The sequence below is a fragment of the Pseudomonas sp. DWP3-1-3b3 genome (assembly GCF_049896305.1).
In the GTDB taxonomy this organism is placed as follows: Bacteria; Pseudomonadota; Gammaproteobacteria; order Pseudomonadales; family Pseudomonadaceae; genus Aquipseudomonas; species Aquipseudomonas azotoformans_A.
The window spans coordinates 50001-65240 of record NZ_JAFCUA010000016.1 but is presented as its reverse complement, the minus strand read 5'-3'; the positions used below and the strand labels follow the sequence as shown (position 1 = coordinate 65240).

The 15240-nt window shown below is 61.9% G+C and carries 13 protein-coding genes; 7 read left to right on the top strand and 6 right to left on the bottom strand.

Features of this window, described 5'->3' with window-relative positions:
- Positions 1-151: 151 nt before the first annotated feature.
- Genes ACP7BX_RS29385 through ACP7BX_RS29375 form a run of 3 tightly spaced genes read right to left on the bottom strand, consistent with a single transcriptional unit; the run spans position 152 to position 1527 of the window.
- Complete coding sequence (locus ACP7BX_RS29385) at positions 152-367, bottom strand: DUF1289 domain-containing protein (protein ID WP_426131684.1); 216 nt, start codon at positions 365-367, stop codon at positions 152-154.
- Positions 364-888: a gamma carbonic anhydrase family protein gene (locus ACP7BX_RS29380; RefSeq protein WP_010207972.1), complete on the bottom strand. Its 525-nt coding sequence runs from the start codon at positions 886-888 to the stop codon at positions 364-366. The genes ACP7BX_RS29385 and ACP7BX_RS29380 overlap by 4 nt, the downstream gene beginning before the upstream one ends.
- Before the next feature lie 36 nt (positions 889-924).
- Positions 925-1527, bottom strand: coding sequence for a CoA pyrophosphatase (locus ACP7BX_RS29375; RefSeq protein WP_033898592.1), 603 nt, complete (start codon positions 1525-1527; stop codon positions 925-927).
- Positions 1528-1676: 149 nt separating this feature from the next.
- Here ACP7BX_RS29375 and ACP7BX_RS29370 point away from each other — a divergent pair, with 149 nt between their 5' ends.
- The 7 genes from ACP7BX_RS29370 to nagE all read left to right on the top strand — a co-directional run bounded on the left by ACP7BX_RS29370 (position 1677) and on the right by nagE (position 10165).
- The gene (locus tag ACP7BX_RS29370) at positions 1677-2225 is read left to right on the top strand and encodes an NUDIX hydrolase (RefSeq protein WP_314533828.1); all 549 of its coding nucleotides are present in this window, start codon (positions 1677-1679) and stop codon (positions 2223-2225) included.
- Positions 2226-2245: 20 nt separating this feature from the next.
- On the top strand, positions 2246-2749 hold the full coding sequence (locus tag ACP7BX_RS29365) for a L,D-transpeptidase family protein (RefSeq protein ID WP_028617820.1): 504 nt from the start codon (positions 2246-2248) through the stop codon (positions 2747-2749).
- Between the two features lie 263 nt (positions 2750-3012).
- Positions 3013-3771 (top strand): GntR family transcriptional regulator, encoded by a 759-nt coding sequence (locus ACP7BX_RS29360; RefSeq protein ID WP_016977704.1) that lies wholly within the window; start codon positions 3013-3015, stop codon positions 3769-3771.
- Positions 3772-3781: 10 nt separating this feature from the next.
- Positions 3782-4888 carry an N-acetylglucosamine-6-phosphate deacetylase gene (gene nagA / locus ACP7BX_RS29355; protein ID WP_426131681.1) on the top strand — a complete coding sequence of 369 codons (1107 nt, stop codon included), beginning with the start codon at positions 3782-3784 and terminating at the stop codon, positions 4886-4888.
- A complete protein-coding gene (locus ACP7BX_RS29350) occupies positions 4881-5891 on the top strand; it encodes an SIS domain-containing protein (protein WP_177112504.1) in 1011 nt (336 codons plus the stop codon). The genes nagA and ACP7BX_RS29350 overlap by 8 nt, the downstream gene beginning before the upstream one ends.
- A 29-nt stretch (positions 5892-5920) precedes the next feature.
- Positions 5921-8431, top strand: coding sequence for a phosphoenolpyruvate--protein phosphotransferase (gene ptsP, locus ACP7BX_RS29345; protein WP_426131710.1), 2511 nt, complete (start codon positions 5921-5923; stop codon positions 8429-8431).
- A 27-nt stretch (positions 8432-8458) separates the two neighbouring features.
- Entirely contained in the window at positions 8459-10165 is a 1707-nt protein-coding gene (gene nagE / locus ACP7BX_RS29340; RefSeq protein ID WP_426131679.1) for an N-acetylglucosamine-specific PTS transporter subunit IIBC, read from the top strand.
- 102 nt (positions 10166-10267) lie between these two features.
- Here the strand turns inward: nagE and ACP7BX_RS29335 are convergent, their stop codons facing one another.
- From ACP7BX_RS29335 to purL, 3 genes are all read right to left on the bottom strand, one after another.
- Positions 10268-10576 carry a DUF6124 family protein gene (locus ACP7BX_RS29335; RefSeq protein ID WP_426131677.1) on the bottom strand — a complete coding sequence of 103 codons (309 nt, stop codon included), beginning with the start codon at positions 10574-10576 and terminating at the stop codon, positions 10268-10270.
- A gap of 308 nt (positions 10577-10884) precedes the next feature.
- Positions 10885-11196: an NGG1p interacting factor NIF3 gene (locus ACP7BX_RS29330; protein ID WP_065930379.1), complete on the bottom strand. Its 312-nt coding sequence runs from the start codon at positions 11194-11196 to the stop codon at positions 10885-10887.
- 4 nt (positions 11197-11200) lie between these two features.
- A complete protein-coding gene (gene purL / locus ACP7BX_RS29325; RefSeq protein ID WP_426131675.1) occupies positions 11201-15097 on the bottom strand; it encodes a phosphoribosylformylglycinamidine synthase in 3897 nt (1298 codons plus the stop codon).
- Positions 15098-15240: the final 143 nt, after the last annotated feature.

The window sequence follows — 15240 nt, the reverse complement described above, 5'->3', positions numbered from 1 at the left end:
CTGTGGGTTATGCCGCACAGGGTACTTCACAATTAGAAATATGTCGTCTGGCCGGGCCCTATCGCGGGCAAGCCCGGCTCCCACAGTTGACCGAGCTGTCTTGGCTGGCATCGAACAATGTGGGAGCTGGCTTGCCTGCGATAGCGGTGGTTCAGCCGCCAGGTTTCCCGGAAACCATAAACACTAACCCACCCGCCACTGCCCGCTCATGACACAACCCCAACACCACCCTACGCTCGGCATTGTCCATGCGGCTCCAACGCGTAATCTCATCCACAGTCCGCTGGCAGCCGGTGCAAATATCGTCATCGTCCAGCGCACAAATACTCACACACGGCGAGGCGACGGGGCGTTCAGTCGGGTTCATTCTTCCTGCTCGACCAGGTCACGCGCATAACGCTGCGAGTTGTGCACATAGTGCGCGGCGCTGGCTTCGAGCATACGTTTCTGCGCGTCGGTCAACTCACGCACCACCTTGCCCGGCGAACCCATCACCAGCGAACCATCGGGAATTTCCTTGCCTTCACCGATCAGCGAATTGGCGCCGATGATGCAATGCTTGCCGATCTTGGCGCCATTGAGGATCACCGCGTTGATGCCGATCAGGCTGTAATCATCTACCGTACAACCGTGCAACATGGCGTTATGGCCGATGGTCACGCCGGTGCCCAGGGTCAGTGGGTAGCCCATGTCGGTGTGCATCACGCTACCGTCCTGCACGTTGCTGTTCTTGCCGATCAGGATCAGTTCGTTGTCGCCACGCAACACCGCGTTGAACCAGACGTTGGCGCCCTCCTCCAGCTTGACCTTGCCCACCAGCGTGGCATTCGGCGCCACCCAGCTCTGTGGATGCGTCTCGACGCGGGCGTCGCCCAGGCGGTATTTCATGGTGTTTCCTCACGGCGTTGCCATTCAAGCGATGGCTTAGATATTGATGAAACTCTTGGGTGGCTGGTGCAGGCTGATCTGGGCGTCGTCATAGAGCAGATTGATCAATTCGACGATCATGATCGCCGTCAGCCCCCAGATCTTGTATTCGCCGAATCGATAGCTGGGCACGTACCAACTACGGCCCTGGTAATCGATCCTGTGGGTATGTTCGCGCGGGTCCTGTCGGAAGAAGTCCAAAGGCACGCTGAAGACGGCGGCAATTTCGGCATCGTTGGCCAGGTATTCGACGTAATCCGGGATGACGCCGACATACGGCGTAACCCGAATGCCATGCAGAGAGATCAATGGGCTCAGCGGGCCGATGACTTCCACCAGGCCGGGCGGCAGGCCAATCTCTTCTTCAGCCTCGCGCAGCGCGGTGAAGATCAGGTCCGGGTCTTCGGGGTCACGGCGTCCACCGGGAAAGGCCACTTCGCCACCATGGGTCGACAGCCCACTGGCGCGCAGGGTCAGAATCAGCTCAGGTTCGTCACTGCGGGTAATCGGCACCAGCACCGCGGCCTCGGGGAAACGCCCGTCGGTTTCAAGCGTGTGGGGAGTGTGATTGCTTACCCGGCGAAGTAGCTCGTCCAGCATGAGTCATCTCGGTCTGTTGGCTACCTTGCATCATGCACCAAAGCTCGCGGGTGCCCAACCCCAAAACCCGCGCCGTGTCGCTAAACGACAACTTGTTGCAGCGCCCTGCCCGTCACGCCAAGATAGACGCACTTTCCAGGAACCCCAGCATGAATTTCTGCAGCCAGTGCGGTAAACCGGTTACCCAACGCATCCCCGAAGGCGACGGCCGCCTGCGCTTTGTGTGTGATCACTGCTCGACCATCCACTACCAGAACCCCAATATCGTCGCCGGCACCGTGCCAGTGTGGGGCGATAAAGTGCTGCTGTGCCGCCGCGCCATCGAACCGCGACTGGGCTACTGGACCCTGCCCGCCGGCTTCATGGAAAACGGCGAGACCGTGGAACAGGCCGCGATGCGCGAAACCCTGGAAGAAGCCTGCGCCCGCGTGCACAACTTGAATATCTATACGTTGATCGACGTGCCGCACATCAACCAGGTGCATATTTTCTACCGCGCCGACCTGCTCGACCTAGACTTCGCCGCCGGCCCCGAGAGCCTGGAAGTGCAGCTGTTCGACGAAGCCGACATCCCTTGGTCCGAGCTGGCGTTCCGCACGGTCGGGCGTACCCTGGAATACTTTTTCGCTGACCGCAGGCAACAGTCGTTCCCGGTGCGCAGCGAGGCCGTGCCACCCATGGGCAAGTCCGCGCCATGACACGAGGAATGCCGTCTTTGATGCGTTGGGTGCTTGCCCTGCTCTGCCTGTCGTTCACCACGCTGTCGCCAGCCTCCACGGTGCAAACCCTGGGCGGCAAGCCTGTCGAAAAAGTCCTGGTACTCAAGTCCGCCCACCAATTGCAGTTGATCAACGACGGCAAGCCGTTCAAGACCTACCGCATTTCCCTTGGCAAGAACCCCAAGGGCCACAAGTTGATCGAGGGCGACCGCCGCACACCAGAGGGCCTCTACTGGATCGACTGGCGCAAGACCAGCGACCGCTTCAACCTGGCCATGCACATCTCCTACCCGAACATCAGCGACGCCGCCCGTGCCCGCCGTGAAGGCGTGAAGCCCGGCAGCATGATCATGATCCACGGCACCCCCGACACCGAGGACTACCCGGAACAGTGGTTCCACACCCTGGACTGGACCGACGGCTGCATCGGCATGCGCAACGTGGACATGCGCGAAGTGTGGAACCTGGTCAAAGACGGCACCCTCATCGAGATTCGTCCGTAATCCCGTACCGTTCGTAAAATAATTCGAAAAAAATTCCTGCCCTGCCCCGCGCCCGCCGGTGAATACCAGTTCACCCCCGCGGGCTGCGCCGTTCTGCGCGCGATAAAGACCTCTCTAATACCACTTGATACCAGGCCACATTGCAGGGCCCTGAAACCAATGCTTGCACCGTTTTGGCTGCATTGACATGGTATTTAAGTGGTATTAATTTCCGACCCATACCGGGCGACAACACTCCAATAACCGCATCGGAAACCTGAACGATGAATCCCATCCTGGCTCTGCGCCCCGACGACAAACAATCCACGCCGCTGTACCTGCAATTGGCGCGCAAACTGGAAGCGGCGATCCACGCCGGCCAGTGGACGTCCGAGCAGGCACTGCCGTCAGAACGCGTACTCAGCGAGCAATTGAGCATTTCGCGCGTCACCGCTCGCAAGGCGTTGGAAGTGTTGTTTGCCCAAGGACTGATCCGCCGTAACCAAGGCTCCGGCACCTATATTTCGCCACGCCTGGAACAGCCGCTGTCGCGCCTGTCGGGGTTCAGCGAAATGCTGCGACTCAAGGGTTTTGTGCCCAGCTCCCAATGGCTGGAGCGTGAGCTGACTCAGCCGACCCACGAAGAGATGATCCGTCTGGGCCTGTCGCCCGCCGACAAAGTGGCACGCCTCAAGCGCTTGCGTAAGGCGGATGACACGGTGATGGCGATTGAAATGACCACCATGCCCGCCTCGGTGCTGCCACAGCCACAAGCCATCGGCCACTCGTTGTACGAATACCTGGAAGGCATCGGCAAACCGGTGGTGCGCGCCCTGCAGCATATCCAGGCGATCAACGCCTCGGACGAGTTCGCCAAGCTGGTCGGCATCGCCCCCGGCACCGCCATGCTGCTGATGACCCGGGTCGGCTACACCGCCGACAACACGCCGATCGAAATCACCGACACCTATTGCCGCAACGACTACTACGACTTCGTCGCAGAACTGCGCCGCCACGATTATTCCGCTGAACTGCGAATTTAGAGAACTGCCCATGTCCGAAGACAACATCCTCACGCCCAGCGGCTGGATTCGCGGCCGCCTGGTGCACGCGCACGGCAAGGTCGTCGCCATCGAAGGCACACCGTGCGACCCGGCTGAAAACGATCTGCCCTACCTGCTGCCGGGCTTTATCGACCTGCACGTGCACGGCGGTGGCGGCGCGGACATCATGGAAGGCCGCGATGCCTTCGAGACCATCACCCGCACCCATGTGCGCTTTGGTACCACCTCGTTGCTGGCCACTACCATGACCGCTCCGGTGGAGGAAATCTCCCGTGTACTCGGCCAGCTCGGCACCTTCTGCGAGCAACGTCCTACCGGCAGCGCCCGTGTACTCGGGGTGCACCTGGAAGGGCCCTACATCAACCCCGGAAAACTCGGCGCCCAGCCCAACTTCGCCCACACCGCGTTGATGGCCGAAGTGGAAGCCTACCTGCGCCTGGCGCCGATCCGCGTGATCACCATCGCACCGGAAATCGCCGGCCACGATGCCCTGATCCGCGCCCTCAGCGAACGTGGCGTGCGCATGCAGATCGGCCACACCCTGGGCAGCTACGAAGAAGGCGTCGCCGCCCTCGCCGCCGGCGCCACCAGCTTTACCCATTTGTACAACGCGATGAGCCCGTTGCATCACCGCGAGCCGGGCATCGTCGGCGCCGCGTTGGCCCACGCCAAATATGCCGAATTGATCCCGGATCTGCTCCACGTGCACCCCGGCGCCATGCGCGTGGCATTGCGCTCGATCCCGTGCCTGTATTGCGTCACCGATTCCACCGCCGCCGCCGGCATGCCCGACGGTGAATACAAGCTGGGCAGCCACACCGTGACCAAATGCCTGGGCGGCGTGCGTCTGGCCGACGGCACCCTGGCCGGCAGCACGCTGACCATGGACCAGGCGCTGCGCAACCTGGTGAAGATCGGCCTGCCCATCAGCGAAGCCTCACAACGCCTGTCGCAATTTCCTGCGGACTACCTGGGCCTGGAAGAACGCGGCCGCCTGCAACCCGGCAGCTTTGCCGACTGCGTGCGCCTGGACCGCTCCCTGACACTCACCGACGTAATGGTCGAAGGAGAAACCATTGACTTCAAAAATGCTTGAAGAGGCCCTGGCCTCCTGCGACGCCGTCGCCGCCCAACTGCAACGCCTGGACCCGCTGCTTGCAGAAATCGCCGGCCGCCTGCGCCGCCAGCCGCCGCAAGTGGCAATGACCATCGCCCGTGGCAGCTCGGACCATGCCGCCAGTTACTTCGCCTACCTGACCATGCAGCACGTCGGCATTCCCGTGGCGTCGTTGCCGATGTCAGTGGTGACCCTGCTGCAAGCGCCGATGAAAGTCAGCGGCCAGGTGGCGTTTGGTTTCTCCCAGTCGGGCCAAAGCCCGGATTTGGTGAACAGCCTGCGCCTGCTGCGCAAACGCGGTGCCCTGAGCATTTCGCTGGTCAACGCCGAAGACTCGCCCTTGGAAGCCGCCTGCGAATTCCATGTACCGCTGTGCGCCGGGCCGGAACACAGCGTGGCCGCGACTAAAAGTTTTATCGCCACCCTCAGCGCCAGCGCGCAGCTGATTGGCCACTGGAATCAGGAAACCGAGTTGCTGCAAGCCTGCCGCGCCCTGCCCGATGACCTGCGTGCCGCCGCCCAGCAGGATTGGACGGTTGCCATCGACGCCCTGCGCGACTGCCAGCAACTGATGGTCATCGGCCGTGGCGCCGGTTTTGCCATCGCCCAGGAAGCTGCGCTCAAGCTCAAGGAAACCTCGGCAATCCAGGCCGAAGCCTTCAGCAGCGCCGAGGTGCGTCATGGGCCGATGGCCCTGATTGGCGACAACTACCCGCTGCTGGTGTTCGCCCCACGCGGCGCCGAGCAAGCCGGCCTGCTGAGCCTGGCCGCCGACATGCGCCAACGCGGCGCCCGCGTATTGCTGGCTGCGCCGGACGATATCGTCGAGCGCGACCTGACCCTGAGCCGCGCCGAACACCCGACCCTTGACCCGATCCTGGCGATCCAGAGTTTCTACGTGATGGCGGCAGGTTTGGCAGAGGCCCGGGGCATGGACCCGGACCAGCCGCGTCACCTGAGCAAAGTTACCCGCACTCACTGAGTCGCGCTTTCCTGATGAGTACCGTGCCCATGTCCTACAACAATAATCAATTGACCCTCAGCGCCCCGCTAAGCGGGCCCGTGCTGACCCTGGGCAACGTTCCCGACGAAGTGTTCGCCAGCGGCGCCATGGGCGATGGTATTGCCATCGACCCCCTGAACGATTGCCTGCATGCGCCCTGTGACGGCGTGATCATCCATGTCGCACGCACCGGGCACGCCCTGACGATTCGCGCCGAGAACGGTGCCGAGGTGTTGATGCATGTGGGCATCGATACGGTGGAACTGAATGGCGAAGGCTTTGCCTTGCTGGTGAAGGAAGGCGCACGGGTGAGCAAGGGCCAGGCGTTGGTGCAGTTTGACCTCGACCGCATTGCGCGCCAGTGCAAAAGCCTGGTCAGCCTGATCATCCTGACCAATGGCGAGCGCTTTGAATTGCGTTCGGTAGCAGGGCAATCGGTCAAGGTGGGTGAGCCGTTGTTGCAGGTCGTGGCGCGTTCGACGGCAGCGGTTCAAACCGCTGTGGATGACTCGGATGCTGAAGTCAGCGCCAGCGTGCGCATCACCCATCGCGGCGGTTTGCATGCGCGCCCGGCGGCGTTGATCCGCAAGACGGCCCAGGGATTCAGCAGCCAGGCGCGGCTGCATTTCGGTGACAAATCCGCTTCGTGCGACAGCCTGATTGGCTTGCTGGGCCTGGGTATTGGCGAAGGGGATGAAGTGCGTGTGAGCTGTCGCGGCAAAGACGCCGACGCCGCGTTGCAGGCCTTGATCGCGGCGTTGTCCGCCGCCATCAAGGAAGAACACCACGCGCCTGTTATTGCTGCACCTCGTCGGGCAAATACCGAAGCCGGCGTGTTGCAAGGCGTGTGTGCTGCGCCGGGCCTGGTCTGCGGGCCGTTGTTCCGCCTGACCGGTATCGAACTGGCGGCAGACACTGGCAACCACGCCGCCGACGAACAGCTGCAACGCCTGGACACCGCCCTGGAGCAAGTACGCGGCGAAATCCGCATGACTCTGGATCAAGCGCGCCAGCGCAAGAACGTCGAAGAAGAAGACATCTTCGCCGCCCACCTCGCGCTGATGGAAGACCCTAACCTGCTGGAAGCCGCGACCGGTTCCATTGAACAAGGCAGCGCAGCCACCCACGCCTGGCGCGATGCAATCCAGGCGCAATGCGCAGTGTTGCTGGCCCTGGGCAAACCGTTGTTTGCCGAACGCGCCAACGATCTACGGGATTTGCAACAACGGGTACTGCGCGCGCTGCTGGGTGAAGCCTGGCATTTCGAATTACCCGCTGGGTCGATTGTCAGCGCCCATGAACTGACCCCCTCAGACCTGCTGCAACTGAGCGAGCAACAGGCCGTCGGCATTTGCATGGCCGAAGGCGGCGCCACCTCCCACGTGGCGATCCTGGCACGCGGCAAAGGCTTGCCCTGTGTGGTGGCGTTGGGCGCCGAAGTCCTCGACGTGCCACAAGGCCAACGCGTGGTGCTGGACGCCGCCAACGGTCGCCTGGAACTGGCGCCCAGCGACGCACGCCACGCCGAAGTCCACCAGATTCGCGACGCACAGAAACTGCGTCGCCAGCAACAGCAGGCCCAGGCCCAACAGCCGGCGCGCACCACTGATGGCGTGACCATCGAAGTCGCTGCCAACGTCGCCTCCAGTGCCGAAGCCCAAGTAGCCTTTGAAAACGGCGCAGATGGCGTCGGCCTGCTTCGCACTGAGTTTCTCTTCGTCGACCGCCGCACCGCGCCGGATGAGCAGGAACAACGCCACGCCTATCAAGCCGTACTGGATGCCATGGGCGATAAATCCGTGATCATCCGCACCATCGACGTGGGCGGCGACAAGCAACTCGATTACCTGCCGCTGCCAGTCGAAGCGAATCCGGTGCTGGGCCTGCGCGGCATTCGCCTGGCCCAGGTGCGCCCGGAAGTGCTCGACCAGCAACTGCGCGCACTGCTGCAAGTTTCTCCACTGGAGCGCTGCCGCATCCTGCTGCCGATGGTCAGTGAAGTGGATGAGCTGCTGCAGATCCGCCAGCGTCTGGATGAGTTGTGCGTTGAACTGGAACTGACCCAACGCCCGGAGTTGGGCGTGATGATCGAAGTGCCCGCCGCCGCACTGATGGCCGAGCAGTTGGCCAAGCATGCGGACTTCCTGTCCATCGGCACCAATGACCTGTCCCAATACACCCTGGCCATGGACCGCGACCACGCCGGCCTTGCCGCGCGCGTCGATGCGCTGCACCCGGCGCTGCTGCGGCTGATCGCGCAGACCTGTGCAGGCGCGGCGAAACACGGGCGTTGGGTCGGCGTATGCGGCGCCCTCGCCTCCGACCCGCTGGCCACGCCGGTACTGGTCGGCCTGGGGGTCAGCGAGCTGTCGGTGAGCCCGCCGCAGATCGGAGAGATCAAGGACCGCGTCCGCCACCTGGACGCGGCGCAATGCCGGCAATTGAGCCAAGGCCTGCTCGACCTGAGCAGCGCCAAGGCCGTTCGCCAAGCCTGTCAACACCACTGGCCGCTGAGCTGACAACAACAAGAAAAAAGGAGACTCGCCATGTACCAACATTTCATCGAAGGCCTGCAACGCCTGGGCCGTGCACTGATGCTGCCGATTGCGATCCTGCCGATCGCCGGCCTCTTGCTGCGCCTGGGTGACACCGATCTTTTGAACATCGCGGTAATGCACGACGCAGGGCAAGCGATCTTCGCCAACCTGGCGCTGATCTTTGCCATCGGCATCGCCGTGGGGTTTGCCCGCGACAACAACGGCACGGCAGGTTTGGCCGGTGCGATTGGTTACCTGGTGATGGTCTCCACGCTCAAGGTGATGGATACGACCATCAACATGGGCATGCTTGCCGGTATCGCCAGCGGCCTGATGGCAGGCGGGCTGTACAACCGCTTCAAGGACATCAAGCTGCCGGAGTACCTGGCGTTCTTTGGTGGTCGACGGTTTGTGCCGATTGTCACCGGGTTCAGTGCGGTCGGATTGGGCGTGATCTTTGGTTTGATCTGGCCGCCGATCCAGCACGGCATCAACAGCTTCGGCGTGTTGTTGATGGAAAGCGGCAGCCTGGGCGCGTTTGTGTTTGGCGTGTTCAACCGCCTGCTGATCGTCACCGGCCTGCACCACATCCTCAACAACATGGCGTGGTTTGTATTCGGCACCTTTACCGATCCCGTGACCGGCGCGGTGGTCACCGGCGACCTCACCCGCTACTTTGCCGGCGACCCGAAAGGCGGCCAGTTCATGACCGGCATGTTCCCGGTGATGCTTTTCGGCCTGCCGGCTGCGTGTTTGGCGATGTACCGCAATGCATTGCCGGAGCGCCGTAAAGTGATGGGCGGGATTTTCCTGTCGATGGCGCTGACTTCGTTCCTGACCGGGGTGACCGAGCCGATTGAGTTCGCCTTCATGTTCCTCGCGCCGTTCCTGTACCTGATCCACGCCGTACTGACCGGGCTGTCGATGGCGGTGACCAATATGCTGAATATCCACCTGGGCTTTACCTTCTCCGGTGGGTTTATCGACATGGTGCTGGGTTGGGGCAAGTCCACCAATGGCTGGCTGGTGTTCCCGGTTGGCCTGGCCTATGCGCTGATCTATTACAGCGTGTTCAACTACTGCATTCGCCGCTTCAACCTGAAAACGCCGGGACGTGAAGATATCCAAGTGGTGCAGGCTGAGGTGATGACGGATAACCAGCGCGCCACGGCCTACATCCAGGCCTTGGGCGGTGCAGAGAACCTGCTGAGCGTCGGCGCCTGCACCACGCGCCTGCGGTTGGACATGGTGGATCGCAACAAAGCAGTCGATGCTGAACTGAAAGCGCTGGGCGCCATGGCGGTTGTGCGACCGGGTAACGGCGGCAGCTTGCAGGTGGTGGTGGGGCCGATGGCCGATAGCATTGCTGATGAGATTCGCCTGGCCATGCCGTCGTTTGTTGCCAGTGCACCGGTGAGCGTTGCGCCTGTGGATAAGCCGGTGGCGGTGAATGTGCAGGAAGCCGAGAAATGGCTGAATGCCTTGGGCGGCCGGGCTAATGTTCGCCAGTTGGAAGCGGTGGCGATGACGCGGTTGCGGGTGGAGTTGGGGGATGATTCGGTGCTGTCCGAGGCTGACCTGACTGCGCTGGGTTGCCAAGGCGTTAGCCAACTGGACAGCGGTGTTTGGCACCTGTTGATTGGTGACAAGGCGTCGGGGTTGGGTGAGGCGTTGGAGCGGTTGGTCAGTGGCCGTGAGGTCGGGGCCAGGGTGTAGACATGTAGGAACTGTTTTGGCCTCTTCGCGAGCAAGCCCGCTCCCACATTTTGATCTGTGAATACATTCAAAATGTGGGAGCGGGCTTGCTCGCGAATGGATTTAACCGGCGCAGGAAGATTTGAGTTCGGGCACCTCATTCAAATCCAACACTCGATCCACCATCAATTGGATACCTTCAAGCATACGGTGAACTGCCAGCGCGATATCTCGTTGGACGCCATCGACCTCAAAGGCCAAATGGCCCGTCAGCGCCTGTACTGAAGCAAGGTCCTGGGAAGCATTGGCGAGCAGGGCTTCGGTATTCAGATTGGGTAATACAGTGAATATTTGGTCGGACGGTGAATCACCAGCGTGGCGGGACTCGGTTTGAGATGAGATTGAACCGGTTAGCAAGTTGTCGTTGATCATCATTAAACTCCAGATGGAATAGGCTCCTGGTGATTTTTCAGGCTTGCAGTCCCGGTCACTGAATTGGCAGCGACTGACGAAGGTTAGTTGTGCGAGTTCCGAGGGACAACCTGAAAGACCTGTGGGAAAGATCTGAGGCGCCTGTACCGACGCCATCGCAGGCAAGCCAGCTCCCACAGGGGATTGATGTACGACATGACAACGCGGTCGAATGTGGGAGCTGGCTTGCCTGCGATTGGCCCCACAGCCAACAAAAAACCCGCTGACCAAACTGGCCCAGCGGGTTTCTTGTTTTTACAGCCTGCGAATCAAAAATCCGCCAACTGCCACACCTCATACGCCGGTGTCTCATACGGGTGACTGAGTTTGAGCGCAGCCACAACAGCCACAATCAATTCATCCGCCACCACCAGCTCCACCTTCCACTCTTCAACCACTTCAACCTGGCCCACCTGCCCGAGAAACGGCTGGCTGCCGTCCAACGCGCGGAATTGGCCCTGGCCCAGCACTTGCCAGGCGCAGCTGTCGTAGTTGCCGATGCGCCCGCCGCCGGCTGCGAAGACGGCGGTTTTGACCGTCTCCACATGGCTTGCGGGTACAAAGAAGGCGAGCTTGTACACCGTCTTAGTTCACCCACACGCGGGCGTTGCGGAACATGCGCATCCACGCGCCGTCTTCGTTCCACTCTTCCGGGCGCCACGAGTTCTGCACAGCGCGGAATACACGCTCCGGGTGCGGCATCATGATGGTCACGCGGCCGTCGCGGCTGGTGAGGCCGGTGATCCCGCGCGGCGAGCCGTTCGGGTTGGCCGGGTAGCTCTCGGTGACCTTGCCGTGGTTGTCGACGAAACGCATGGCCACGCAACCGGACAGGTCGGCTTCGAGCAAGGCTTCTTCGCTTTCGAACTCGGCATGGCCTTCACCGTGGGCGATGGCGATTGGCATGCGCGAACCGGCCATGCCTTGCAGGAAGATCGAGTTGGACTCTTGCACCTGCACCATGGCGACACGGGCTTCGAACTGCTCGGAACGGTTACGCACAAAGTGCGGCCAGAACTCGCTGCCCGGAATCAGTTCGCTGAGGTTGGACATCATCTGGCAACCGTTGCACACACCCAGGGTGAAGCTGTCGTTGCGCTCGAAGAAGCCTTGGAATGCATCGCGGGCACGGCTGTTGAACAGCGCCGACTTGGCCCAGCCTTCACCGGCACCCAGCACGTCGCCGTAGGAGAAACCGCCGCAGGCTACCAGGCCTTTGAACTCGTTGAGGTCAACGCGACCGGCGAGGATGTCGCTCATGTGCACGTCGATCGCATTGAAGCCGGCGCGGTCGAACGCCGCCGCCATTTCCACCTGGCCGTTGACGCCCTGCTCACGCAGCACGGCAACCTGTGGGCGGATGCCTTTCTTGATGTAAGGCGCGGCGATGTCCTGGTTGACGTCGAAGCTGAGCTTGGTGCTCAGGCCCGGATTGTCTTCTTCCAGGATCACGTCGAATTCCTGCTCGGCGCAGTCGGCGTTGTCACGCAGGCGTTGGATCTGGTAGCTAGTCTCAGCCCACTGGCGTTGCAGCAAGCGGCGCTGACCGGCAAACACCGTGTCACCGTTGAACGAGATGTTGATCTCGCCGTTGTTGATCGGTTGGCCGATCACGGCTACGCAGTCGTCCAGGCCAGCGGCGCTGAATTGGGCGAGTACGTCCGGGGTAGCGTCCTGGCGAACCTGGATCACCGCGCCCAACTCTTCGTTAAACAGGATGCCGTTGATTTCGGATGCATCCTCGGCAACGCTGTCGAGCACGATGTTCAGGCCGCAGTGACCGGCGAAGGCCATCTCGACAACGCTGGTCAGCAAACCACCGTCGGAACGGTCGTGGTAAGCCAGCAGGTGGCCGTCGGCGTTGAGGCCCTGGATCACGGCGAAGAAGGCTTTCAGGTCCTCGGCGTCATCGACGTCCGGTGCCTGGCTGCCGAGCTTGCCATGGGTTTGCGCCAAGATGGACGCACCCATGCGGTTCTGGCCACGGCCCAGGTCGATCAGGATCAGATCGGTGGTGCCTTTGTCCATGCGCAGTTGCGGGGTCAGGGTCTGGCGGATGTCGGTAACCGGTGCAAAACCGGTGACGATCAGCGACAGCGGCGAGGTGACCGTCTTGTCGACGCCCTCTTCGTTCCAACGGGTGGCCATGGACATGGAGTCCTTGCCCACCGGAATGGTGATGCCCAGCTCAGGGCACAGCTCCATACCGACTGCTTTAACAGTGTCATACAGACGCGCGTCTTCACCGGGGTGACCGGCAGCGGACATCCAGTTGGCCGACAGTTTGATGTCAGACAATTTACCGATACGCGACGCAGCGATGTTGGTGAGGGTTTCACCAATGGCCATGCGGCCCGATGCCGGGGCATCGAGCAGGGCCAGCGGCGTGCGCTCGCCCATGGCCATGGCTTCACCGGTGTAGACGTCGAAGCTGGTGGCGGTGACAGCAACGTCAGCCACCGGAACCTGCCACGGGCCGACCATTTGGTCACGGGCCACGAGGCCTGTGATGGTGCGGTCGCCGATGGTGATCAGGAAGCTTTTGCTGGCCACGGCCGGGTGGTGCAGCACGCGTTCGATGCTGTCGGCCAGTTCCAGTTGGCTTGGGTCGAAATCATCGCCCAGCTCGGCTTCACGCACGGCCGAACGGTGCATGCGCGGGGCTTTGCCCAGCAGCACTTCAAGCGGCATGTCCACCGGGCTGTTGCCGAAGTGGTTGTCGGTAACCGTCAGCTGTGGCTCGGCAGTGGCTTCGCCAACTACTGCAAACGGGCAGCGCTCGCGCTCGCAGATGGCCTGGAAGCGTGCGAAGTCTTCAGCGCCAACGGCCAGCACGTAGCGTTCCTGGGATTCGTTGCTCCAGATTTCGTGCGGGGCCATGCCCGGCTCGTCGTTTGGAATGTTGCGCAGTTCGAAACGGCCACCACGGTCGCCATCGTTGACCAGTTCCGGGAAGGCGTTGGACAAACCGCCGGCACCGACGTCGTGGATGAAGCTGATCGGGTTCTTGTCACCCAACTGCCAGCAACGGTCGATGACTTCCTGGCAGCGACGCTCCATCTCTGGGTTTTCGCGCTGTACGGAAGCGAAGTCCAGGTCCGCCGAGCTGGTGCCGGTGGCCATGGAGGAAGCCGCGCCGCCGCCCAGGCCGATCAGCATCGCCGGGCCGCCGAGCACGATCAGCTTGGAGCCGACCAGGATCTCGCCTTTCTTGACGTGTTCTTCACGGATGTTGCCCATGCCGCCGGCCAACATGATTGGCTTGTGGTAACCGCGCACTTCATCGCCACGCGGGGTGGTGATGGACTGTTCGAAGGTACGGAAGTAACCGGTGAGGGCCGGACGGCCGAATTCGTTGTTAAATGCAGCGCCGCCCAGCGGGCCTTCGATCATGATGTCCAGCGCGGTGACGATGCGCTCAGGCTTGCCGTACGGCACTTCCCATGGCTGTTCGAAACCTGGGATCTGCAGGTTGGACACGGTGAAACCGGTCAGGCCCGCCTTTGGCTTGGCGCCACGGCCGGTCGCACCCTCGTCACGGATTTCACCGCCGGAACCGGTGGCTGCGCCAGGGAACGGGGCAATCGCGGTCGGGTGGTTGTGGGTCTCGACTTTCATCAGGATGTGCACCGGCTCCTGCACCGCGCCGTACTGGCGGGTCTCAGGGTCCGGGAAGAAACGACCGGCGACGGAGCCGACGATCACCGAGGCGTTGTCCTTATAAGCCGACAGAACGCCTTCGCTGTGCATCACGTAGGTGTTCTTGATCATGCCGAACAGGCTTTTTTCCTGGCTTTCGCCGTCGATGTCCCAACTGGCGTTGAAGATCTTGTGACGGCAGTGCTCGGAGTTGGCCTGGGCAAACATCATCAGTTCGATGTCGTGCGGGTTGCGCTTCAAGCCGTTGAAGGCGTTGACCAGGTAGTCGATCTCGTCTTCGGCCAGGGCCAGGCCCAGTTCGGTGTTGGCCTTCTCGAGGGCGGCGCGGCCACCGCCAAGCACGTCAATCGCGGTGAGCGGCTTGGGTTCGGCGTGGCTGAACAGGCCGGCAGCCTGTTCCAGCTGGCTGACGATGATCTGGGTCATGCGGTCGTGCAGGCTGCTGGCGATCAGCTCGGCTTCGGCATCGCTGAACTGGCCGGCGACGTAGAACGCGATACCACGCTCCAGGCGCTGGATTTTTTCCAGGCCGCAGTTGCGGGCGATATCGCTGGCCTTGCTCGACCAGGGCGAGATGGTGCCGAACCGCGGCAGAACCAGGAACAAGCGGCCATTAGGCTCTTGAACCGGAACGCTTGGGCCGTACTTCAGAAGGCGTGCCAGCACTTGCTGTTCGTCGGCGGTCAACACGCCGGTAACGTCGGCGAAGTGAGCAAATTCAGCGTACAGGCCTGTAACAGCTGGAACCTTTTGGCTCAGTTGCTCAAGGAGTTTGCTGTGGCGAAAGGCAGAAAGGGCAGGAGCGCCGCGCAGGATCAACATCTTCGGGACAGCCTCGGGAAGGGGGTGTGCTTTGAGGCCGTGCATTCTAGCGTAAACCGCCGCCAACGGCACCCGAAACGCTACCGGTGGCTGCTGCCGGACGTCAGTTGGCCGGATTACACCCCTTTCGAGGGGGTATACCC